Origin of the sequence: Fibrobacter sp. UBA4297 (genome assembly GCF_002394865.1) — a bacterium.
Lineage (GTDB): Bacteria > Fibrobacterota > Fibrobacteria > Fibrobacterales > Fibrobacteraceae > Fibrobacter.
This window is the reverse complement of record NZ_DGUZ01000023.1, coordinates 115,650-139,467: the sequence shown is the minus strand read 5'-3', so window position 1 is coordinate 139,467 and position 23,818 is coordinate 115,650. Positions and strand designations below refer to the sequence as shown.

Genomic DNA, 23,818 nt, shown 5'->3' with positions numbered 1-23,818 from the left:
TCACTGTTCTAAAAAATATTGATTTGCAATTTTGTTAATTGCGAGAAAAATGAAAAAGCGGAAGCTTTGTAATTCGTCGTGAGAATAAAGCGTCGGCCAAGGATGGGGAGGGTGCAGGGAGGGGCCCGTGCGGCCTTCGCAACTCCGAGCTGGGGCCCCGCCCGCATGATGTACTATTTAGATTCGAAAAAGATTTAAAAAGATGTGTTATCTTTTTTCAATTCCTTTTTCGAACTGGACTTTAAACCATTTCTCTTCGATAACTTCGTAGTCGGAACCGCCGTTAAAGACGTTTGCGTTTCCGTAGACTTCGTAACCCTTGCGCATGGATACGGTGCAGGCGAATTTTTCGGAGAGGTTCCTGCAAACTTCGATGACGATGGATTCCGGGATGTTCTTGCAGATTTCTTGGATGCTACAGGAATCGCCTTTGGAGTTGCGGTCGGTGATGCCGCGTAGGCTGACGCTTATCTGTTCGCTGAAATTGCGGAGCAAAAACTTGTAGCCCTTGTATGTGTATTCAACAGGGGTGTCTGGCGCCGATGCGAGCGCCTCTGCATTACAATAAACCGACCCGATAACACTATATTCGTAATCCATGATTGAATTATAGTAAAACCTAGAACTTCGTTGCAACTCCGAGCTGGGGCCCCGCCCGCATAACTTTCATTTCAGCATTATAAAATGCCTTCAAGCTGAAAGCTCTAGATTTGTCATAAATAGACATTTACATTTTTTATATTTGAAACGATAAAGAACTAGAGGTTTTTAGAAGATGAAATTTATCCATACTGCAGACTGGCATCTTGGTAATATGATGCATGACATTGACCGCACGGATGAAACGGCTGCATTCCTGAAATGGCTGAAAAGTGAAATTGAACAAGTTGGAGCCCAGGCGCTTATCGTTGCTGGCGATATTTTTGATGTCGTGAATCCTTCGAATGTGGCAAAAACGCAGTATTACAAATTCTTGGCATCACTCCTGAAAACGAACTGCACCAATGTCGTTGTCGTTGGCGGTAACCACGATTCGGGTTCGCTTCTCGATGCGCCGGGGGGCATACTCGATGCGCTGAATATCAAGGTGGTGGGCTCGATTAACGACCGCAAGGTTGAAGATTTGGTGGTTGAACTTAAGGATGGTGACGATAAGGTGATTGGCATTTGTTGCGCCGTGCCGTTCATGCGCAATTTGGAACTGGAGCATTTTTTTAAGGTGGCCGGGCAACGTGAATCTAGCGAAAGTGCTGATGTGTCTGACGAAGATTTGCTGAAACGCCTTTATGCTGATGTGTACCGCTACGCCGTAGAATTGCGCGGGGATAGAAATATCCCGATTATTGCGACCGGGCATCTGTACGCTTCGAACCTTTCGGGCCGTAACGGCGATGAGCGAGAATCTAGCGCGGATGGCAATGCTACAGTTCCTGAAAATTCTGTAGAAGATGGTGTCCGTGAAGTCATCGGGACGCTTGGCAATGTGGATATTTCGACGTTCCCGAGTGAACTCGATTATGTGGCGCTAGGGCATATTCATTATGCTTCGATGGTTGCCAAGAATCCGAAGGTGCACTATTCGGGCTCGCCGTTCGTGATGGGCTTTGATGAATCGAATTGCAAGCGCGTTGTGCTTACGGTCGATGTGAAGCCGAATGAGGCGCCTGTTGTTGAAAAGGCGGAAGTCCCGAAATCGATGCGTTTTGAACAGTTCAAGGGCGATCTTGAAACTCTCAAGCGCGATTTGCGAAATCTTGAAAAAGAGCTCGTTGCAAATCCGATGGAAACGTATGTCGACTTGCTTTTGACAACGGGCAATTTTGTGAACTTGAACGATGCGCTCGAAGCCGAAGAATCGGGCAAGCATTTTGTGGTCAAGCGCCATCGCGTTTCTCGAGAGGTTCTGCGAGGTGCTAATGCGTTTGATGACTGCGTGGAATCTACAAAGCAGTACACCAAGGAAGATTATTTCAGAATGCTCATTGCATCGAACGCTCAAGAAAGCGATGAATCTGAAGTTGTGAAAAATCAGTACAATAAGTTTATTAGTCTGTTTAACGAAGCTGTCGCCAAAGCTCAGGACAATGTTTAAGGGAGTGCTCGATGAAGATTAAGAAGGTTGAATTCAGTAATATCAATTCCCTTGCCGGCGAATGGACGATCGATTTTGAATCGCCGGATTTTGCGAATAGTGGCATGTTTTGCATTTCGGGCCCGACTGGTTCCGGAAAAACGTCGATTCTCGATGCGATTTGCCTTGGACTTTATGGCAAGACGCCGCGCTTGGGTGCCATTGTGGGCGATTCCAATGAGGTGATGACTTACGGGGCCAAGAGCTGTTCTGCAAAAGTGACTTTTGAATGCAAGGGCGTTGTCTATTCGGCATGCTGGAATCAGCACCGCTCTTCGAGAACGAATAAGTTGCAGAAATATTCCTGGGCGCTGACGAATGAAACTTCGCAGACTATTGAAGCGTCTTTCTCAAAGCAGGCCGAAATCGAATCGACGATGACACGCGTGATTGGTCTTGACTTTGGACAGTTCACCAAGTCCATGATGCTTGCGCAGGGTGAGTTCAACAAGTTCCTGAAATGCAATGAAAATGAACGTGCGGCGATTCTTGAAAAGCTGACGGGCGATGGAATCTACAGAAAAATTGCAGTGGCGGTTCATGACTTGTATGCCAATGCAAACAGGGCTGTCGAAGACGTTGAAACCAAGATGGGCGCAGTCACGTTGCTGACTGAAGAAGAGCTTGATGCATTGGGCAAAAAAATTGAAGAGGCGACTTCTCAAAAGGATACGCTCGCTCATGAAGAAGAACGCTTCCGCAACATTTGCACTTGGTTCGAAACTCTGCATGGCATTGAATCGCATTTGGACACGGCCAAGGGGCTGCTCGTAACTGCAGAACGCGCCAAGGCTGAATTTGAACCGGACCGCGAAAAACTGGAACGGGCGTTGCGTGCGCAAGAAGTCGAATCGTCGTATGCAGAGTTCAATTCTGTGCGTGGAAATCTTGAACACATGAAAACGCAACTCGGCGAGTGCAATGGCAGACTCCCCGAAGCCGAAGAAAAACTCGAAAGTGCTGCAAAGGATAATGGCGAAAAGCAAGCTGCGTTTGAAAAATGCAAGGCAGAATATGTTGCCAATGAATCTGTCTGGCAGCAGGTTTCTACGCTGGATGGCGATATCCGAAATGCACGTACGCAGGTAAAAAATGCGGATGCTGATGTCGCAAAAATTGCATCTGAAATTAGCACGACCCAGACGAAAATCAAGGAGTTCGGTGATCGAATTTCTGAAAATGAAGGCGCTCTTGAAAAAGTCAAAAAGTACATTGAAGACAACGAAAAAGATGATGCGATTGATGGCTTGTTGCCTCTCTTGAAAGCGATTGCCCTGGAAAGAGACCATGAAAACGCTACAGTTGCTGTTGAATCTCTGCATTTCGATGCCCTGAAAAAAGGGCTGCAGAAATTTGATGAAGCAAGCGAACAGCAAAAGCAAGATTTGAGTGCGTTGCGGGATTATTTGAACGAACATCAGATCGATGCGGACCTTGTGAATTTGTTGCCCGAAATGAATGGCTGTGCTAGCGATGCGGAACGCCATCACGGTGAATCTGTGCGTTTGCAGAGTGATGTTGAATCTAAGCAAAAGCAAATTGCAGGTTTGACAGGTGAACGTGAACAGGCTCAGACGAAATTGTCAACGCTCCTGAATGAGAAGGAAACGATTATCCAGGATGATATTCCCGTTGTTGTTGCTGAACTCCGTCACGCGTTGAAGCCGGGCGAACCGTGCCCTGTTTGCGGCTCGCGTGAACACCTCTCGTGTGACGATTCGGCAAAGGTTGAAAATGGCGCAGAACGCTTGAACGATTTTGCCGCCAAGTTGCGTAAGATCAATGGTGAAATGGAACAGGTCCAGCGCAAACTGGATGGCTTTGCAACGCAACAGCAGAATCTTGAAGAATTGCTTCGCGAAAGTTCGCAAAAGCAGAATGATGAGTCCATTGCCGAAGCGGCCTCGCTTGAACTTTTGAACGCTAAACTTGAGCCGTGGAAGGAAAGCGCGACTCTTGGAAGCGTGACTCTTGAAAATGCTCGTGAGGTTTTGCAGAATCTGCAGACGCTTAAGACAACGTATTTGCAAAAAAAAGAGAATGCCGATGACTTGCAAAACAAGGTCAACAGTGCCGCTGTTGAAAGAGCAAATCTCGTGGGCAACCTGAGCCGTACAGAGGAAACTCTTAAAAAGGCGCAAGATAAGGTGCAGGAGTTCTCGCAGAAAATCGAAAAATTGCTTGAACCGTGGTTCTCGAATATCCGCATGGAAGATCTGGACGCGCTCCTTGCCGAACTCGAAAAGAAGAATGACTGGTGGAGCAAGGCTCAAGATAAAAAGGTCAAGGTCGAAAGCGACTTGGAAACGTTCCGCTCGAATGTGGAACAACTCAAGGAAAATCTTGAACAGGCTCAGTCGAGACTCGATGAAACCAAGCGCAAGCTAGACGGCCTTCGCGAAAATCTCGCCACGCTCGAAAAGAACCGTAACGAGCTCTTTGGTGAAAAGTCTGTGGATGATGAACGCAACAAGGCGAGAACCTTGCGCGACACGGCTGAACGTGTGTCTAATGAAGCCCGCCGTTTGGAACAGCAAATGCGCGAAGCGAAAATTGCGCTTGACAATTCCATTGCGGAATTGAACCGCCACATTGCAGATGCTGAACCGAAACTTGCTGAACTCCAGGCGCTTTTCCTCGAGAATCTCGCTTCGAAGAATTTTGCGAATGAGCAGGAATTCATGGATGCAAAACTCCCGGAATCAGAACGCAGAATGCTCCAGCAAAAGCAAAAGCTTGTGGATGATAGCCTGACGACGGCGCAGACGTCGGTCAAGAATTTCAACGACCAGCTCGCGGAACATCAGCAGAAGCGCAACTTCGAAGAAACCGAAGATGTGGCAAAGCAGAATCGCGATTCCGCAAAGTCCAAGCTGAACGAATGTACCGTAAATCTTGCGACCTGGACGGAACAGCGGAAGAACGATGCACAACTCCGTCAAAAGTTCAACGACATGCAGGCAAAGCTTGTGGAACTCAAGTCCAAGCGTAGCGACTGGGAACAGATGCAGCGCTGGTTTAACGGCAACAGGCTTGATACAGGCAATGGCGATGTATTTGTCAAGTTCATCCAGACGATTACGCTCCGCAATTTGCTGAAAATCGCAAACGGCTACCTGCGCGACATGTTCCCGCGTTACGAGATGGTGACGGAGCCGAATACGCTCAACATCCAGCTTGTGGACCATGACAATAGCGATACCGTTCGCCCGATTGACAACATCTCCGGTGGCGAAGGGTTCCTCGTGAGTCTTTCTCTCGCGCTTGGAATTTCGACGCTTGCCAGCCGCAATGTGCGTATTGATTCCATGTTCCTCGACGAAGGCTTTGGAACGCTTGACTCCAAGATGCTCCAGGAAACGGTTATCGTGCTCCAGAAAATGCAGCAGGAAAAAGGCAAGCTCCTGGGTGTCATTACGCACGTGGATGTGGTCAAAAGTGAACTCAGAACACATATCGAAGTTACACACAATGGTGGCCGTAGCTTCTTGAGCGGGGCGGGTGTGAAAAACGGCCATTGAAATGATGGGATTTGCTATAATTTGCACAAAGTCTATAATTCGTAGCTCGTTGAGAAGGAGTGAAAAGTATGCCGATGTTGCCAAAATTCAAAGCCCAGGTTCCGTTTAAACGTTATGTGCTTTTATGGATGGCGTTGTTCGCTTCATCGGCAGCTTTGGCTGAACCGATAAATCTTGCGCAGCTCGAAGAGGACTATGTAGCGCAGTCCGGTGACACCCTTACGGATACGTTGAGTAGTGCCTATATGCTGTCAATTGCTGATGGTGCCGAAGTGGTGCTCAAAAATGCGGTTGTTGTCAGGGAAGGGTATGAAGGTGGTGCAGGTATAATTTGTGAAGGTTCCTGTACGATTTTCCTTGAAGACTCTAATTTTGTTAAGTCTAATCAGAGTTCTCCCGGTATTCATATCCCGGAAGGCCACACGCTTGTTATTGATGGCCCTGGTTCCCTTGACGTCCGCTCCGACGACTTTGCTGCGGGCATTGGTTCCGGTTACTATTATTCGGATTGTGGCAATATTGAAATTCGTGGTGGCGTGATTACAGCTGTTGGCGGGTCTTCGTCGGCGGGTATCGGTGGTGGTCACGTCGGTAGTGTATGTGGCAATATTGTCATTAGCGGTGGCGAGGTGACTGCTAAAGGTGGTGGTGAAGCCGCCGCTATTGGATGCTCTCACCATGGAAAGTGTGGCGATGTCACGATTACGTCTGGAGTGACAAAAGTTGTTGCTGAAAAAGGCGTAGGTGCTGTGAGTGGAATTGGTCTGGGTGACATCGGCATTCACGGCAAGGTGACTATTGATGGCGTTGAAATAGAAAAAGCGCCCGACAGTGTCTTTACTTTTGTTCCAGGAAATTTTTGGGCGATCAAGTTCGACAAGAATCATGACGACGCAACGGGAACGATGGATAACCAGAAGGCTATTTATCGCGCGACCGCAATACTTGCAAAAAATGCGTTTGTTCGTGATGGCTGGATGTTTGTCGGCTGGAATACATCTGCCGATGGCAAAGGCGTTTCTTATGGCGACCGTGCCGAAGTCAATTGCCATGCACGCAATGTCGGTGATACGGTGACGCTTTACGCTCAGTGGAAAGAGCTGGCTGACCTTGCATGGGCTACCATTGACGATGTCAGGCCGTATTATTTCCTTGATGGAAAAAATCCTGTTCCGGTGGCTTATTCTGTGACATCGTTAGACGGAAAAAATCTGAAGGAAGGTACGGATTACAAAGTCGTTGTTACGAAAGGTCAAAATGAATTCGGGGCGAATGCTATAACTTCTGCTGGCGATTATGTCTTTACGGTTAAAGGCGTTGGCGACTATAAGGGCTCGCAGTCTTTCAAGTTTACGGTGAGTGAGGGGAAGGTTGTTGATTTGTCTTCGTTGACGGGTGACTATGTTGCGAGAAAAGGTGATATCCTTATGGGCAAGCTTGCGGACTCTTACAAGGTCTCGGTTGAGGCCGATGCGACGATAAAAATCAAGGATGCGGTAATCGATAGTGTTGATGAAGAGCGCTACGAATATCAAGGCGTGTACAAGTGTGGCTGGGATAAACCCAGCTGGTCTGGCCTTACATGCGAAGGAAATTGCACGATTATTTTGGATGGTGATAATATTGCAAAGGGACATTGCTGGACGAGTGCCGGTATTTATGTGCCACAGGGCCGTACGCTCACGATTGATGGTAAGGGTTCTCTGGAAACGTCTGCAGGTGGATGGGGTGCGGGTATCGGCGGTGTGGGTCAATCTTCTAAAAGTGGTAATGTCGTAATCCTTGACGGAACCATTAAGGCTACGGGTAAACACAGCTCGGCTGGGATTGGTGGTAGCAATGACGGCCAAAATGGTAGCATCACAATTAAGGGCGGCTTTGTTACTGCAATAGGAAATGGAGGCGCAGCTGGCATTGGCGGTGGCTATAGCAGTGGTAGTGGCGAAAATAGTGCCATTACAATTACGGGGGGAACTGTTATTGCCGAGGGCGGAGAAAATGCTCCTGCTATTGGTGGCGGCTTGTACAGTGTGAACAACGTTATCAAGATTGGTGGCGGAAATATTACGGCAAAGGGCGGTTATGCTAGTGCCGGGATTGGATGTAGCAAGGTTTCGGATTATAATGGATTTGGGGCAATGTGTGCTACTGTTGAAATTAGCGGCGGGTCTGTTGTCGCTGAGGCAGGAACGAATGCTGGGGCTGCGATTGGCGGTGGCAGAGGCGCTGTCTTGATTAGCGGTGGTGACGTGACTGCAACAGGAACTTATGAGGTCCCGGGAATCTGCAGTGAAGATTCTGTGGTGATATCAGGCGGTGCTGTTACAGCTGTCGGTGGCCGTGATGCTCCGGGTATTGGAGGCGTGGGCTTCGTTGCTAGCGAGTACAAAACTTTTGGCGATATCATCATCACTGGTGGAACGGTGAAATCCACGGGCGGTAGGTATTCTTCGGGACTCGGGGCAGGAATCTATAGCCATGGTGGGAACATTATAATTACACCGGATGTTGTGATGGTGTACGTTGATGTGGATGCGGAACATGCAGACGATAGTCCTTATAGCGTGGGGACAGCTTCTTATGGCAGCACGTTAGGTAAGCTTATCATCGATGGCGAAGAATGGGACTACCGTACAGAAAAACCGTTTATTTACTATGGCCGCGGTTATAAGGATACCACCATAATTGATGTTGGTCCGGTCGATATTGCACGCTCCAAAACGATTGGCGGCAACCCCCGTATGGTCAATTTGAAGAAAACGTATAACGCCTTGGGTCGTATTATCAATGATGGCCGCAAAGTTCGGGGTGCATATTACCGTAAGAAATTCCTTGCGCCATAAATCCCGAGAAATTAGCTATAATATAGTTGGATTTCTCGGGAGCGTTTCATGAATTATAACGGACTTATTAAAGGCGCCTGGTCGAACGGACTAGCAAAAAAAATTCTGATTTTGCTGGGCTTGTCCCTGATTATTTTTGTCATCGGCGTTTTCCTCGGCTCGTGGGTGCTTGGCGAAAAGACGCTTGGCTGGAAAGGTTTCTTGTCGGGCTATGTCGTTTTCGCGGTGCTCTTCATCAGCGTGATGATCAATGTTTTCAAGAATACGTCCGAATCCATGCGCGAAGGCAAAAAGCATGTCGATGTGCGTGGCCACGTGCTTGTACTTGGTGCGGGGCATCAGCTCAAAAGTATCTTGCGTGCGCTCAAAGACGATAAGCGCCCGATAGTCGTTGTGAGCCGTCGCGATATTGATGGGCGTTTTATCCATTATAAGAAAGATTACGAGAACGAAGAAGATTTGCTTTTTGCAGGCGCTCTTTTGGCAAGCCAAATTCTAGTGATTGGTGAAGACGGCCCCGAACGCGATTCGCGCAACCTGCACTGCATTGAGGTGCTGCGTATCGTTTGCGAAAAGGCTCCGCGAGATATCCATTGCCATTTGCTGTTGAGCGATCCCTCGACTTCAGAAATTTTGTGGTACCTGAAGGCCCCCGAACAGAATAAGGGACATTTGCTAGTTGACGTCTTTAACGAATACGAATTCATGTCGGAGCAGCTACTTGTGGGTACGGACTTTTTGCCGACGATTCGTGAACCAGAAAATGAACGCTTGCATGTCGTGCTGATTGGTACAGGTCCGATTGCCCAGGCGGTTGCGTTTGCGGTCGCAAATATTTGCCATTACCCGAACTTCAGCCGCACAGGGTTAAAAACCTGCATTACATTTGTCGATGAAGATTGCGAAAAATGGGTGGATCGCCTAGTGGTCTCCCGCATGGGACTTTTTAGACTCTCGAAGTACACCTATGTCGATGCCAATGGAAACAAAGTCACGCACGACCCGGAAACAGCGCGTGGCGATTACCTCGATGTCGAATGGAACTTTGTCGATGCTTACTGCGAAGCTGATTTGGCTCGTAATTTTATTGCTGCCGTGGCTGCAAGCCCGAAGGAACGCCTTGTCGTTTGCATTTGTAAGGAAGACGCCTCCAAGGCTATTTCGACGCTCGTACACTTGCCGCGTGCGGTTTACGATAACGCGGACATCGCCGTTTACTGGCGCGAAGCGAACGACGATATCATCAAGCATATCAACGAAAGTGGCATGTATGGCTATGTGCGTATTATGGGTGATATTGATGAAATGAAGGAATTCGTGCATTCCAAGCGCGTAGAACGTGGCCAGCGTGCAAACTACGTTCGAGAACGCAATGAAAATCCCGATACCCGTGACACCGAAGAAAAAATGTGGTACCGCTTGAGCGAAGCCGATAAAACGTCTGCTATTTACTGTGCGAATGCACTCCCGCTTCGCAAACGCTGTTTTGAAATTTCGGACGATGACTATCTGTTGCGTGAAGCGGAACATCGCCGTTGGATGATGTCCATGCTCTTGATGGGCTATCGCTCAGGTCCGACCGATGAGCGCACGTTTACGCGTCATGACATTATCCCGTTTGACCGTCTTCCCGAAGACCAGAAGTCCAAAGACTCGTACATTCTCGAGAATGCCGAATATATAATGAACGGGTAGTGCGACTTTCCTTTTGTCGCGGCATTCGCGTTGCGACTACAGTTCCTTTAACAAATGAAAGAGCCTCCGCATCGCGGAGGCCTTTTCAAATATTTGCACGTTTAAGCTTGTGCGTTTCGATGAATTACTGGATGCGGATGTTCACGCGGCGGTATTCTTCTCTGGAACCGTACTTGAACTTCTTGAACATGCGCTTGCCATACCACTTGGCAGTGATCTTGGAAGCCGGAATGTACTTGGAGAATTCAGCCTTGACGGTTTCAGCACGGCGCTGAGAAAGTTCGTCGTTGTAAGCGACAGAGCCGAGGTCGCAGGTGTAGCCTTCCACGAGGAGGGATGCGGCATCGATGTTGGTCTGTGCTAACTTGGAACCGACTGTTGCGATGACGGCGCGGCCTTCGCTGCTGAGTTCTGCGCTAGCGAGTTCGAAGAGGCTGCTCACGTTCGGGAATTCGATCGAGGTGGCCTGGCCGTTTTCAACCTTGGCGAATGCGTCGTTGAGGTATGCTTCGACTTCGGCATTCGTGGTCAAGAAAACCTGGGAATTGTTCTTGATAGCTGCGAACTTGGAGAAGTCAAACGGTGCCGGCTGTTCTGGTTCCGGTGCCGGGGCTTCAACCTTGGCCGGTTCCGGCTGCTTGACCGGAGCGGGCTTTTCAGTTTTCTTGTCGCCGCAAGCGACGAGGACAGAGAGCGAGAGTGCTACCGGAAGAATACGACCAATTGTTTTTACCAGATTCATTATAAAACCTCCGATTGAAAAGTGGTATAATCCTTGGATCGTTTTTTAATATAAGTAAAAAAAACAAAAGAGGTAATTTTTTTTTATTTGTACAAAAAAAATTCGCCTTTTACGGCGAATTTTTGTATGAAATTTGGGCGTTTTGTTTGAAATAACGTGCCAAAAACGTTATTTGAGCTTCCATTCGAGCGTTTGTCCGGCGGCAAGCGGCACAACGCCGTTCACGACAGCTGGGACTGTCCACGATTCCTTGACCACCTCGATTTGCTTTGTCGTGCGCGGGAGGTGGTAAAAATCTGCACCAAAACCTGCAATAAAGTTCGGGAGCTTGTCGAGGGCGCCTGCGCGTTCAAATTCCTGCACTAAAAGCGGGATGGCGACCGGAGCGCTGTAGACGCCAGCGGCGCCGCACGGGCATTCTTTTTTGCCTTGCTGGTGCGGGGCGGAATCGGTACCGAGGAAGAACTTCGGGTTTCCGCTGAAGGCGGCTTCGCGGATGGCTTTGCGGTCTTCCGGACGCTTCGGCAAGGGCTTGCAGAAGTGGTGCGGGCGCAGTGCATCGCCGACGATATCATCGAGGGTCATCATCAGGTGGTGTACCGTGAAGGTGGCTGCAACGTTTGCGGGGAGGCGCTTGACGGCTTCAACGGATTTGGCACTGCTCAAGTGCTCAAAAACAATGCGGAGTTTCGGGAACTTTTCGGCGAGCGTTTCGACGCGCTTGATGAAGGCTGGTTCGCGGTCCAGGCAGAATTCACCTGGCTCTTCGCCGTGTACACAAAGTACAAGGCCGAGCTTTTCCATCATCACGACAACCGGGAATACCGCTTCGAAATCGCTGATGCCGTCCTGGCTGTTGGTGGTGACACCTGCGGGGTAGTACTTGCCTGCGACAACGCCTACGGCCATCATGTCCTTCAAATCCTGCTCCGTGTAGTTCGGGTTCAACTTGAATGTCATGAGAGGTTCAAAGTCCGGGCGCACGCTAGCGGCGGCTTCGAGAATCTGCTTTTTGTAGTCGGCAATCGCCTTTGCGCTCGTCATCGCGGGGACGGTGTTCGGCATGATGATGGCGCGTCCAAATTGGGCTACGAGATCGCGGACGTAACCGGGCATGAGTTCGCCCTGGCGCAGGTGTGCATGAAAATCGTCTGGTAATGGAAGGAACATGGCTGTAATTAGGTGTTGAGTGAAACGGATTGAAGGTCGCGGAACTGGTCTTTTGAAATTTCGCTGTCCGAGCGGAGCCAGTAGTCAAAGGAATGCGGCTCGGTGAGCTTTTTCTGGTGCAAGAATACGAGGTTGCAGTCCAATTCTTTTGCAATCATGAGGTCGTGCGTGACGATGATGATGGACGTCTTGAACATCGTTCGCATGTTATCAATCAACGGCAGGAGGTTTCGACGGTTGTAGTTGTCGAGGCCTGCGGTCGGTTCGTCCATGAGCAATAGCTTTGGGTCCATGGCCCAGGACCTTGCAATGGCGACGCGCTTTTGCATGCCCACGCTGAGTTCATGCGGGAACATCTTGGCAAAGTCGCGGACGCGCATCAAGTCCATGGCCATGTTGACTTTTTTCGTGATTTCGTCTTCGGTTCCCATCTTGTGGTAATGGAGCGGGAGTGCGATGTTGTCTACAACTCTCAGGTTTGAAATCAGGGCTGCGTTCTGTAGCACGTAACCCACTTGGCGCTTTGCTACTTCGAGTGCGGATAACCTTTCTGACGGGATGTATTCGCCAAAGTAATAGATGTGCCCCTTGAGCGGGCGTGCAAGACCTGCAATCAAACGGAGGATGGCGCTCTTGCCTTTACCGGATGGGCCTGCGATGCAAATTGTCTCGCCGAGCTTTAGCGTGAGGTTCGCCCCAGCGATGAGCTGGAAATCGTCGTTGCCTTTGCTTGTCCTGATATTTTCAAAATAGCTTACGGCTCTCGGAATCGAAAACATCGTTCCCGAGAGTTCGTTTGTCGAAAGGTAAATATCTTCAAGTCTGAGGGCTTCGTCTAGCATATTAGATAATTGCTGAAAGGTTCTGCATGTAGTCTTTAACGAAGTACATCAAGAATAAGGCGTCGGTAAAAACGATGTAGAGGAAGGACATGATGACAGAGCGGGATGTTGCCTTGGGAACTTGGCGAATATCTCGCTTGATGTTCAGTGCCTGGTAGCATGCGTTGATTGTAATGATGATGCCAAAGATAAGGGGCTTCACAATCGCAAAGACAAAGTCCGGTTTGGTGAGCGCCTTGATAATTTCTGTAGAGAGGTAGCTCCAGGTAATTTGCACGTTGGGGGCGTTTCCGGTAATGAAAATGATTCCCTTCGTGAGGAGGTATCCGGCTCCGATGGCGCTTGTACTAAAGATGATATTCATGATGATCATTGCGATAGTACCACCAATTACGCTAGGCATGACAAGGTAACGGATGGGGTTGATGCCCATGGTCGCAAGAGCGTCAACTTCGGAATCGATGACCATGCTGCCGATGTAGGTCGTGAGAGAAGAACCTGTACGGCCTGCAATAAGGAATGCCGTGAAGATGGGACTCAGTTCGCGGATGATAATCACCACGATGAGAAAGCCGATGTTGTTTGAAAAGCCCATCTTGCCCATGAGGGAGAATAGGTAGATAATGACGACTGTTCCGAACAACGTAGCGACGGCAAAGAGCGGCGGAAAAATTTCGACACCGGTGAAGAACGTCTGCATAATGATATTGCGGGAATCGCTCTTGAAGTTGTGGCTTTTGTCGAAAAGGGACGCTACTGTGCGGAGAAACAGGGCTATGAGCTGCCCCATTCTTGTTTTCAAGATGAATATCCCGAGCGTGTGGAATAAACGCCCGACGGGAGTCATCTTTTGCCAGTTTTTAAGTCGCGTCTTTTCCATTATCGCTATGTATTGCCTCTAGGATTTCGGTCCAGAGTTCATCGAGCCCGGTTTTCTTGAGTGAACTGACGCAAAGCGGCTTTTGGTCGAGGTCCAGGCGCTGCTGGATGTCCCTGAGCCCTTTGGCGAGTTCAGACTGGTTCACCTTGTCACGCTTGCTAGCGACGACCAGCACGGGGCAGCCCGTGGCGCGGATGCTTTCGACTGTCTCGATGTCGATGGGCGTTCCTCCGTGGCGGATATCTACGAGGTAGATGAGTCCCTTGAGGTCCTTGCACTTCTCAACGTATTCTCGGATAAAGTCGGACATTTGGTCGCGCTTTGCATTGTTGACTTTAGCGAACCCTACACCTGGTAAATCTACAAGAAAAAATTCGTCATTGACTTTGAAAAAATTCAATTCGCGCGTTTTTCCGGGGGTCGAACTGATTTTCACGAGCTTTTTCTGGCCCATGAGAGTGTTCATGAGCGAGGACTTGCCCACGTTGGAGCGCCCGAGGAAAGCTATTTGCGGGAGGTGTTCTTCGGGGAGGCCCTTGAGGCTCACGGCGGCCTTGACAAACTTTGCCGAACGGACGGTGTAACCGCCAACTTCGACGGGGGCCTGGTGGACGACTTTTTCTTTTGTACTCATAAGGATACTCTCCCTTCAAATGCGCGAAGCATGGTGACTTCGTCGATGAATTCCAGGTCGCTGCCCATCGGGATGCCACGGGCAAGGCGGGTGCGCTTGACATTGACGCCGGCGAGCATGCGGTCAATCATGAGGGCTGTGCTATCGGCTTCAGGGCTAGAGCCGAGTGCAAGGACAAGTTCTTCGATGTTTTCTGTTTTGATGCGTTCCACGAGCTGTGGCAGGTGGAGCGCTTCGGGGCCGATGCCGTCGAGCGGGGAAATCACGCCGCCGAGGACAAAGTAAAGACCTTTGTGGACAGAGGAACGCTCAAAAGGCAAAATGTCTGAATTTTTTTCGACAACGCAAATGGACTTGGCGCCTTCGCGGGCTCTGCACGTGGGGCAGATGTCTTCGTCGGTGAAGGCGTGGCAGCGCGGGCACGGGTGGACCTTTTCGGCGGCCTGCATCAAGCTATCGGCAAAGCGTTCCACGTCGCCTTTCTTGCGCGAGAGCATGTGGTAGGCGAGGCGGCGGGCCGTCTTTAGTCCAATTCCCGGGAGGGAGGCAAATTCAGAAATCAGGTTTTCCAGACTTTGCGGTTCTACGTTCATGAGCGGGTGTCCAAATGCGCGTACAGCATGATTGTCAGCCATTCCTGGATGTGTTTCATGCCCACCCAAACGATGGCGCCTTTGACGCTTTCAATGACGGGCTTGTTGCGCACGTCGGAATTCACGAATTGCAAAAGATTCGCCGAAATGTCCGGGTGCTTGTCGAATTCATCGCAGAGAACTTCGAGCGTCGGGCGTGTGCGCAAGAGCTTGATGATTTCTAGGATGGCGGCCGATGTGGCGTCAATCTTTTGGCCTGTTACGATTTCGGGTTTTGCAAAATAGAATCCCTGGAAGTAATCGTAGCCGATGTCTTTGCAACGCTTGTATGTCGTTTCGTCTTCGACTTTTTCGGCGAGTAGCTTGATGTTTTTTTCTTTGAAGAACAGTGCCGCTTTCGCGATGTCTTCGGGCGAGTTGTCGACCAGGTCCATCTTGACGTAGGAGACATGTTCGAACAACGGCTCAAAGCGGCTGATGTATTCGTCGCTCATGATAAAGTCATCGAGAGCGAGTTCAAAGCCGAGAGACTTGTGGCGCTGAATGGCGCGGATGAGGTTTTCGTCTACAGTGACGTCTTCGAGAATTTCGAGGACAAAGCGGTCGGGGTTTAAAAGTCCGAACAAGTTGTCGAGGAGAATCTCGCGACTGCAGTTGATAAACGCCTTACTTTCGCCGACGAGGCGTGTAAGCCCGATGCTGTTCAAGATGTTCTCGAGCACCTGGGCGGTTGCCTGCAAGTCGCTTGCGATTATTGCGGTATCGCTACTTGGCGAGTCTCGGAATAACAATTCGTACGCGAAGGTTTTTCCATCGCGGTCGAGAATCGGTTGACGTGCCAAATAAGCGAGAGATTGCATTTTTAGTTCGGAATGCGGAATTAGGAATTCGGAGTTTCTAGTTAGTAGGAAGCTGTAAGAACTTAGTTGGCAGACTTTAGAAATATTTAGGTCAGTAGTCTTTAGTCAATGGTCATTGGTTTTAAAGTATGGCGCCATAGGCGCGAATGCTTGTCTAATAACTAATGACTAACTACTAATGACCTTTCCATTATCTAATTCGTTAAATTCTTGCGCTTTCGATGCCGAACAGGAGGATGCTTCTTGCGCCTGCGTCCCAGAGCTTGTCCATGATGGCGTTGGCTTCTTCGCGCGGCACCATTGCCTTCACGGAGTACCATTCACGACCGTGGAGTTTCGTCACCGTCGGGGCGTCGAGACCCGGAGTCATTTCGCAAGCCTTCGAGAGAAGTTCGGAGGGGCAGTCGTACTCGATCATCATGTACGTCTGGGCGACGAGCTTGCCCTGGATGCGGCGGATGAGCGTGTTGACTTCTTCGAGTTCGGTCTTCTGCGGGTTGCAGAAAATGGCGGCGTTACTGCGGAAGAGCGGTTCTCCGATAATGCGGAGCCCGGCCTGCTTGAGCGTCGTACCCGTTTCAACCACGTCCACGATAGCATTAGCCACACCGAGGCTTACTGAGATTTCGACGGCGCCTTCGAGCACCACGAAATCCATCTTCTTCTTGTAGTAGCTTTCCACGATGTTCGGAAAGCTCGTTGCAATTGTTGCGTCCTTGAGTTCTGCAAGGCTCTGGATCGGGCTTTCGTTCGGGACTGCAGCGCAGAGCTTGGAAGCGCCAAAGGGCAAGTCCAAGACCTTTACGGCCGGGCTCTTGGCTTCGGCGTTGAAGTCGATACCCGTGATGCCGGCGTCGATGATGCCGCGGCCCACGTACATCGGGATGTCACTCGGACGGAGGAAGAAGAATTCGATACCGTTCTTGGTGTCGATCTGGGTCAAAGTCTTGTAGGGCTTGGATGCCTTGTAACCGCAGGCCTTGAGGAGTTCCTGGGTCGGTTCAAAAAGCATGCCCTTGTTCGGGAGAGCTACCTTAATCATAGTTTTGCGTACACTTCTTCGAGGGTGAGACCTTTTTCTGCCATCATGACGGCAACGTAGTAGAGCACTTGAGAAAGTTCGAGGCACTGGGCGTCGCGCGATTCAAAGCGGGCGGCCATCCAGCTTTCGGCGGCTTCTTCGACGAGTTTCTTGCCGATGCCGTGCGGGCCTTTCTTGAAGAGTTCTGTGGTGCCCTTGCCTTCCGGCATGTCTTTCTTGCGCTGGCAGGCCAGTGCGTACATTTCTTCAAACGTCATAATTAGACCTCTTTTGTTTTACACGCCCAAAGATAAAAATTTTAATTAGCTTCGCTTGCGCAGCTTTATTTTTTGAACGCAAAAAAGTACGTCATGCGGCCGTGGCCCGTGGCTGACGCTTTCTGCGAAAATGACGGAAAATAGTTGATTTGTCATGCCCGCCTCCGAGCGGGCTTCTCCTTGCGCAAAATGTCATGCCTCACTTGATGAGGCTTCTCCTTGCGCAAAATGTCATGCCCCACTTGATGAGGCTTCTCCTTGCGCAAAATGTCATGCCCCACTTGATGGGGCATCTCCTTTTTGACGAATTTATATTTATATTCTCACTATGAGTTGGTTTGATTGTTCGACATTTTGGATGCGCCTGTTCGGGGCTTGTACGCTAACTGCGTCTGTGGCGTGGGCTGATGTGGCCGAATCTTTAGAAAACATCAGGATGGAAAAGATAATTTATACGGACAACATGATGATGCCCGCGGCTCCTGCCGGACTGTCTATGATTCGTTCTGGTAACGATGCCGACGTATTCTCTGCAGGTGAACGCTATTTCCCAGTGCTGCTTGTAGAAACATCCGATTTCAAGGCTCTGGATTCCGCCCTTATTGCAAGAATGTTCAATGAAGAAGGCTTCAAGGAAAATGGTGTTTACGGTAGTGTTCGCGATTACTTTGTAGAAAGTTCTGCTGGAAAGTTTAAGCCGACATTTGACATTTATCCGATCAAGCTTCCTAAAAAATTTAGTGAATACAGTGGCGATGCAAAATTTATTCCACCATCCATTGATATGCTTGTCGAACGCAGTGACTTTAAAGCTCGCGCGGGCAAGTATGAAAGCGTTATTCCGTTTGTCATCTTGCACCCCACCTCAAAAGAAGAAGCAAACAAGTACGACCGTTACTTTTTTAATCACATGGATGCCTTGAAAAATAGCATGGGTCGAATTTATTCGAAAAACGGGTACAACTTCAATAAATACGCCTTTGTCTCGCAGAAGGCCGAAAACAAGCCCTATGCAACGAGTACAAAAGATGTCGCTATGCTGGGCGCCTTTATTCATGAGTTTAGCCATGTTATCGGGCTTGTTGACTTGTACAGTGCCGATGAATATGGCTATGCGACAATTGGCCCCTTGCCGTATGACGTGATGGCGCTTGGACTCCGCAATGGAAACGGCGGCTATCCGGCGACATTTTCTGCATTTGAACGCGAGGCTATGGGCTGGCTAAAGCCGACTGAAATCGTCAATGGAGATAGCGTCTACGAACTTAAAAACTTGTCTAAAATGCAGGCGTATGCCGTCTCAAATCCGAATCAGCCCAATGAGTACTATCTTGTTGAGTACCGCCCGGCAGTGGGTTTTGATTCTAAAATCGGAAGTTCCTCGTACAGCCAAAAGAAAGGAAAAAACGGCGTCCTGATTTGGTATGTCGATTACAATTCTAGAGTATTTGCAACAAATGATCCGAACGGAGATATCAATCATCAGCGTGTCGAAGTACGCTCGGTACTGAGCCAAAACCAGGAATCTTTTACGGAATTCGATTTTGTCAACAATAACGGTAAAGCCTCTGTTGACGGGATTTTCAATATCGTCTTTGACGGAAATGACCGAGTCTGTTTTACAACAAAACGCTCCAGGACTTTGAATAAATGCCCCGACATTGCTTCGTCGAGTTCTGCAACATCGTCAAGTTCGCTTTCTGAATCGAGTTCGTCGGTGTCGTCATCGAGTAAAACGGTGTCGCTTACACAAAGTCTTTTGCCGAAAATGCAAATTCACGTGTCACATGGGATGCTGGGTATTGAAGCGCCTGTAGCGGGCAAAAAGACTCTCCGTTTATATGATGCCATCGGGAACATGGTTGGCTCACACTCGTTTGTTGAACAGACCGCTTCTGTTGATATTTCCGGGTGGAATCGTCCCGTTTACGTGCGGCTAGACGTGGATGGCCGATTGTTGCTTGCAAAACGTATCTCAACATTGCCATGACAAAATGGCAAAAATTTTGAGTTAACTATATTTTTGCTGTTGACGCCTATATTAACGCTTTTGCGGGAAGAGGAATCGGATGAAGAAAATTTGCTTACTGGGGAGCGCTTTTGCTCTTGCTTTGTTGGGTTGTGCATTTACGAGAGGCGATAGCGTCTCCAAGGCTGAAAATTTTCAGGGCAAAACGGGCATTATCGGCGTGTTTCGCCAGCCAGCCTATTATTGCGGAGAAGGGATCCCGCATACGATGGTACTTGGCGGCAAGTCCATCATTGTAAAGCCCGCCTTTAGCAGCGAACAGGAAAACGTGTTCTTTAGCGAAATGAAACCTGGCGTTGCAACGCTTACGGAATACAATTACACTTGCGGTGAAAACGAAAACAAGATGCAACTCGATACAACGGGGGCTGGAAATGAACGCTTTCCGACATCGGTTGTGATTCCGGAAAAGGGATTCTGCAAGGTCGTCATTTCGTTTATGGAAGGCGATACGCTGTTTACCTATAATGGCGAACTTTTGAGGGAACAGTTTGCAAAGGCTGAAGTGGCCGTGAATACCGACAGTATCCCATACTGCGACATTCTCGATAACAGAGGCCAAAAGATTTCAATGGTCAATCGCGATTCTATTTTGGATGTGAAGTTTGCCGCTGCAGTGAAGGATGCGTCCGAAGCGCTTGAAGAAGAAAAGTTCACGGTTGTAACTCTTGATGAGTACAGCGACAAGGTGACCTGGAATTCCGACAAGTCAAGACTCCTCGTGGTGACGCTTACGTCCGATCCCGAGACTTATAAAGATGGCGAACTCGTCAAGTCCGATAGCGTCGTATGGGTTGTGAACGAAAAGGAACTCTTGCTCTGGTATCAGGATCATAAGGATGGTGTACGTAACTGGGATTTGCGTTTCAAGCAACTCTTTGGCGAACCGCGAACTTCCAATGCGACACACATGGCGTTCTTGTGGGTGAAGCCGGATGACCTGATGCGCCCGGCGTACATGCCCGATGTCAAGGCGTACGATATGCGCACGGCGTTCGAAGGCGAACTGAGTAACGATGCCGAAATTTCGGAACGCATGATGTGGTTCAAGAACTGGTTCGATGCTCTTGCCTCTAAAATTTACACAGGTCCGGATGCCCGCCCGTGGACTCGATTAGGTTATACGTACGACTGGGGTAGCAAGGCGGACAAGTATGGGCTTACGGAATATATCGTGGTGCCCGGTGCTGAAATGGATGTGCGCTTTACACGCAATTTGAAGTTCATCGCGAATTGGATGAAGGATAGGAAGTAGAACTTAGAACTTAGAGCTTAGAACTTAGAGCTTAGAACTTAGAAAACGTTGCATTGTCATTCCGGCCGGAGCCTGTGCTGAGCGAAGTCGAAGTAAGCCGGAATCACCTTTCGGCAATTTAGAAGTGCGTCGAAACCGTTACCCGCCAGAGTGCTTGGCCAGCTTCTTTGTACTTGCGCTCGAAGGCTGTTTCGGGATTCTCGGGGTCAAAGCTTTCGCAGATGATTTGCGGTTGAGTGTCTGGATGCGCGGCATTGCTAGCCCACTCTGCAAAAACAAATCTCGCGGCTTCTACAAATTCGCGTGCGTAGATTTCCCAATTGGTGCGGAGTTCCGTCATGTCGCCTAATGCAAGTAATGTCGGGAAAATTGGATGCATGTGGAAGCGCTTTGTGGCTTCGCTCTGCTTGGGCCATGGATTCGGGTAATAAACAGCATGGTACGGAATCGTCCATTTGCCAGATTCGACGTGCTCCAATGCGAGTCGCCAAAAGTCCAGAAGTTCGGCGCGAATCCAGAATGCGTTTGCAGGGACATCTTCGCCCGCCGTTTGCGATGGGTTGCCGGCCTTGTTCAGGCGGGCGCAGGACTTGTCTATCCCGATGACAGGAATGCTTGGGAAACGTCGTGCGATGTGGATTGTACTTTCGCCGGTCCCGCAACCGGAATCTAGAATGACGGCGACTGGCGCAGTTCCTGGGGCGCCTCTCCCAATTGCGCTTGTCTCCCCGCACCCTGTTGCGGGGTCGGCATTCCTTGTTGCGTAGAACTTCCGTACGAATTCTTCGACTTGTGCAAACGCTTCTCGCGTGTGGTCTGCGATAGGACGCAAAAAAGTTGTCCGCGCGTACTTACGGACAACTTTTTCAAGATCTTTGTGCAGAGTCTCTTGGTTCGATGTGACTGAATTTGCGCCTGGCATTATTCCTTGACTTTCCAGATATTCTGCAAGTCTTTCCCGATAAACTTGAGATTGTCGAAATAAAGTTCCGCATCGTCATGGAAAACGAGAGAAATAGAAGTTACCCTCTTGCGGTCATCTTCGTTTGGAACAATGTCTGCCCATGCGAATTTGAGCGTTGTCTTTTGACTTGGGAGTATAAATGGGAACTTTCCGGAGGTGTAGCTGTTGAAATCTTTGTCTTTGCGGGTCTCGTCGATGACTTGGATTTCTGCAATGCCGGAACCCCAGGCGTCAAAGGCGATGGAATCAACGGAACTCAGGTCGTAAATTCCCATGGAATTCCCGATGTTCATTTTGATAAATTCCCACGGCGTGTAGTTGTGTGTGTCAGGAACGTCGAATTGGACGTGGACTTCCTTCCCGCCGTACTCGGAATCCTGGATGAGCAACAGGAACGGATGTTGTTGATAATCCTTGGGGAGTTCCGGGTAGATTTTAATCTTCTCGGAATCTGGTACAGGAATGACGGTGGTTATCGTCATCATGTTCCAGTCGCCTTCAAAGAAATTGGATGAGTAAAGGTGCAGGTTGTTTCCGTCTTCGAAATCTTCGATGAGAAGTGTTTCGTTTTCGGATTCGGGAGCCGTTGGCTTGAGCGTTGTGACCGAGTCGCCAGCATCTGTTTCAACAGAAACCTTGACTGTGTCGGCGGTTTCTGTCGGGATAATCACCATGTTCAGGTGACCTGCCGGGAGGCCGAAGATTTCGAACTTGCCGTTTGTGATGGCGGCGGAGTGGTCGAGACCGCGGAACTTGACAAAACCGTTCATGTTCTTCAGACTTTCCGTCGTGTCACCAATAAAGTCGGTAATTGAGCCGCCGATAAAGACGGACTTCTGCAAGTTCTGCTGGCCGAGTGCAACATCGCTTACGGTGTCCTTGACATCAACAGGGAGCTGGAGCGCTGATTCATTGAGGCTTGCTTCCATGGTGTAGCTACCGATGGCGACATTTTCAATCGTCACGTAGCCGCTGTCGTTTGCCGTGGCTGTGTAGCCTTGACCGTCGAGGCTGTTGTGCTCGACGAGCTTGACGCGTGCATTTGCCGCAGGTGCGTTTGCGATAAGAATCTGAGCAGTGATGGCATTACCGGCTTCTGTGCCGCTCGGGCCACCGCCCGCTACGTTGTCAGAACCGCAGGCGCAAAGCGAGAACCCGATTGCAAATGGTGCAATCAGCGAAATCATGCGTCTGTTCTTGTTCTGCTTCACGTCCATACCCTTAATATATAATTTCTTTCCGAAAATCATTTTGCACCTCCTTTGTTTTCGGGCGAGGTAGGGCCTGTTGCCGGATCGTCTACCTTGTCAGAGAGGGGGTACATGGCGATATTCAGTGCGTAAACGCGGTCGGCGCGTTCGCTCTTGCGGGCGAACTGCAAAAGTCCGCGGCGAAATTCTTCAATTTTGTGCTTGATTTCGGGCAGGTCGGATTCATCAGCGGTAAATACCACGCTCGAAATGTCGCGTTCTTCGGGTTTGTGGCGGTCGAGCGATTCCTGCGCAAGTTCCATCGTGTGTCTGTGGAAACTGCGGACTGCGGAACTTTTGACATCGCCGCCGGTGCTGATGATTTGGTCGGTGATGTTCCAGCCGCCGGTGCCGTCCGGCACGACGAGTCCAAGCTGCTTCAAAATGCCAAGCGCATTGCGGGCGTCATCCTGTGAAATAGGCGGGTTCAAATGCTTGCCGAGACCTGCGATATCGCTCGTGTCCTTCGTAATGCCGATGAGGGCGCGGAGGGCCGCACATGCCCAGCTGCCAAAGTAGGCAAGTTCCGGTTCCGAAAGCACGCGCGTTTCAAGGGAACGGAGCTCCAGGAGCTTGTAGTAAAGCTCGGAGAGCGTCTGCTTTGCCTTGGTCTTGTTGAACCTGTAAAGGGTCTTGAAATACTCTGCCCTTCGATCGTCTAGGCCGCAAATTCTGATGAACACGGGCAGAGTGCTCTCGTTCAGATGTCCTTCTTTTTGGAAAACTCGAACAAGCCAGGCCGGGTCCACGCCGGTTTTCTGGCCGAGATAGCGGTACGAGGTGAACGGGTTGTCTTTTTTGGTCTCGACGAACCAGTCCTTGAGGTACTCGCGGTATTCCAGGTAATCTAATACTTCAGGCATACTCTATAATCTATATTATTGTAGGGATGTGTTGCGAAACGCCGTTGAGAAACCGTGGTATAATGTTGTAAAATGTTCAACGAGCGTTGTGAAATGCCATTTCCCTCGGGTTTTGGCCGATTTTAAGGCTGTAAAAATTGCGCAGTGCATATAAAAAGCCCTAAAACGGCTTTTTTATATGCGTTTTCGTGTGGCTTTGGACGAAATGGAGCCTTGGATTGGCTTTTGAAAGCTGTTTACTGCATAT

19 protein-coding genes are annotated in these 23,818 nt (G+C 49.6%); 6 read left to right on the top strand and 13 right to left on the bottom strand.

All coding sequences use genetic code 11. From position 1 onward, the window contains the following. Positions 1–207: 207 nt before the first annotated feature. The gene (locus tag B3A20_RS14445) at positions 208–600 is read right to left on the bottom strand and encodes a hypothetical protein (protein ID WP_290766262.1); all 393 of its coding nucleotides are present in this window, start codon (positions 598–600) and stop codon (positions 208–210) included. A 175-nt stretch (positions 601–775) separates the two neighbouring features. Here B3A20_RS14445 and sbcD point away from each other — a divergent pair, with 175 nt between their 5' ends. The 4 genes from sbcD (at position 776) to B3A20_RS14425 (ending at position 10,190) form a co-directional block, all read left to right on the top strand. Beyond that, a complete protein-coding gene (gene sbcD / locus B3A20_RS14440; RefSeq protein WP_290766259.1) occupies positions 776–2,092 on the top strand; it encodes an exonuclease subunit SbcD in 1,317 nt (438 codons plus the stop codon). An 11-nt stretch (positions 2,093–2,103) separates the two neighbouring features. Next, complete coding sequence (locus B3A20_RS14435; protein WP_290766256.1) at positions 2,104–5,652, top strand: AAA family ATPase; 3,549 nt, start codon at positions 2,104–2,106, stop codon at positions 5,650–5,652. A gap of 68 nt (positions 5,653–5,720) precedes the next feature. After that, positions 5,721–8,495: an InlB B-repeat-containing protein gene (locus B3A20_RS14430; protein ID WP_290766253.1), complete on the top strand. Its 2,775-nt coding sequence runs from the start codon at positions 5,721–5,723 to the stop codon at positions 8,493–8,495. Positions 8,496–8,543: 48 nt separating this feature from the next. Then, positions 8,544–10,190 carry a hypothetical protein gene (locus B3A20_RS14425; protein WP_290766250.1) on the top strand — a complete coding sequence of 549 codons (1,647 nt, stop codon included), beginning with the start codon at positions 8,544–8,546 and terminating at the stop codon, positions 10,188–10,190. A 124-nt stretch (positions 10,191–10,314) separates the two neighbouring features. On the opposite strand, the gene B3A20_RS14420 is transcribed toward B3A20_RS14425, so the two are convergent. From B3A20_RS14420 to hisE, 9 genes are all read right to left on the bottom strand, one after another. Continuing rightward, entirely contained in the window at positions 10,315–10,932 is a 618-nt protein-coding gene (locus B3A20_RS14420; protein ID WP_290766247.1) for an OmpA family protein, read from the bottom strand. Positions 10,933–11,100: 168 nt separating this feature from the next. Continuing rightward, positions 11,101–12,102 carry a dihydroorotase gene (gene pyrC / locus B3A20_RS14415; protein ID WP_290766245.1) on the bottom strand — a complete coding sequence of 334 codons (1,002 nt, stop codon included), beginning with the start codon at positions 12,100–12,102 and terminating at the stop codon, positions 11,101–11,103. Positions 12,103–12,110: 8 nt separating this feature from the next. Beyond that, complete coding sequence (locus B3A20_RS14410; RefSeq protein WP_290766242.1) at positions 12,111–12,944, bottom strand: ABC transporter ATP-binding protein; 834 nt, start codon at positions 12,942–12,944, stop codon at positions 12,111–12,113. Between the two features lies 1 nt (position 12,945). Beyond that, positions 12,946–13,824, bottom strand: coding sequence for an MlaE family ABC transporter permease (locus B3A20_RS14405; RefSeq protein WP_290766238.1), 879 nt, complete (start codon positions 13,822–13,824; stop codon positions 12,946–12,948). Then, a complete protein-coding gene (gene yihA / locus B3A20_RS14400; protein ID WP_014545874.1) occupies positions 13,805–14,458 on the bottom strand; it encodes a ribosome biogenesis GTP-binding protein YihA/YsxC in 654 nt (217 codons plus the stop codon). The genes B3A20_RS14405 and yihA overlap by 20 nt, the downstream gene beginning before the upstream one ends. Beyond that, positions 14,455–15,093, bottom strand: a complete 639-nt coding sequence (gene recR / locus B3A20_RS14395) for a recombination mediator RecR (protein ID WP_290766233.1) — start codon at positions 15,091–15,093, stop codon at positions 14,455–14,457. The genes yihA and recR overlap by 4 nt, the downstream gene beginning before the upstream one ends. Next, positions 15,048–15,911 (bottom strand): EAL and HDOD domain-containing protein, encoded by an 864-nt coding sequence (locus B3A20_RS14390; RefSeq protein WP_290766230.1) that lies wholly within the window; start codon positions 15,909–15,911, stop codon positions 15,048–15,050. Before B3A20_RS14390 ends, recR begins: the two co-directional genes overlap by 46 nt. A gap of 202 nt (positions 15,912–16,113) precedes the next feature. Then, positions 16,114–16,953, bottom strand: coding sequence for an ATP phosphoribosyltransferase (hisG, locus tag B3A20_RS14385; protein WP_290766227.1), 840 nt, complete (start codon positions 16,951–16,953; stop codon positions 16,114–16,116). Next, on the bottom strand, positions 16,950–17,210 hold the full coding sequence (hisE, locus tag B3A20_RS14380; protein WP_014545870.1) for a phosphoribosyl-ATP diphosphatase: 261 nt from the start codon (positions 17,208–17,210) through the stop codon (positions 16,950–16,952). The genes hisG and hisE overlap by 4 nt, the downstream gene beginning before the upstream one ends. Positions 17,211–17,538: 328 nt before the next feature. Here hisE and B3A20_RS14375 point away from each other — a divergent pair, with 328 nt between their 5' ends. Both B3A20_RS14375 and B3A20_RS14370 read left to right on the top strand, forming a co-directional pair. Further along, complete coding sequence (locus B3A20_RS14375) at positions 17,539–19,200, top strand: hypothetical protein (protein WP_290766224.1); 1,662 nt, start codon at positions 17,539–17,541, stop codon at positions 19,198–19,200. A gap of 79 nt (positions 19,201–19,279) precedes the next feature. Then, complete coding sequence (locus B3A20_RS14370; protein WP_290766221.1) at positions 19,280–20,494, top strand: hypothetical protein; 1,215 nt, start codon at positions 19,280–19,282, stop codon at positions 20,492–20,494. 118 nt (positions 20,495–20,612) lie between these two features. Here B3A20_RS14370 and B3A20_RS14365 read toward each other — a convergent pair whose 3' ends face one another. The 3 genes from B3A20_RS14365 to B3A20_RS14355 form a co-directional block, all read right to left on the bottom strand. Then, a complete protein-coding gene (locus B3A20_RS14365; RefSeq protein WP_290766219.1) occupies positions 20,613–21,326 on the bottom strand; it encodes a methyltransferase domain-containing protein in 714 nt (237 codons plus the stop codon). A gap of 89 nt (positions 21,327–21,415) precedes the next feature. Further along, entirely contained in the window at positions 21,416–22,708 is a 1,293-nt protein-coding gene (locus B3A20_RS14360; RefSeq protein ID WP_290766216.1) for a carboxypeptidase-like regulatory domain-containing protein, read from the bottom strand. Next, positions 22,705–23,571 (bottom strand): TIGR02147 family protein, encoded by an 867-nt coding sequence (locus tag B3A20_RS14355; protein WP_290766213.1) that lies wholly within the window; start codon positions 23,569–23,571, stop codon positions 22,705–22,707. Before B3A20_RS14355 ends, B3A20_RS14360 begins: the two co-directional genes overlap by 4 nt. Between the last annotated feature and the right edge of the window lie 247 nt (positions 23,572–23,818).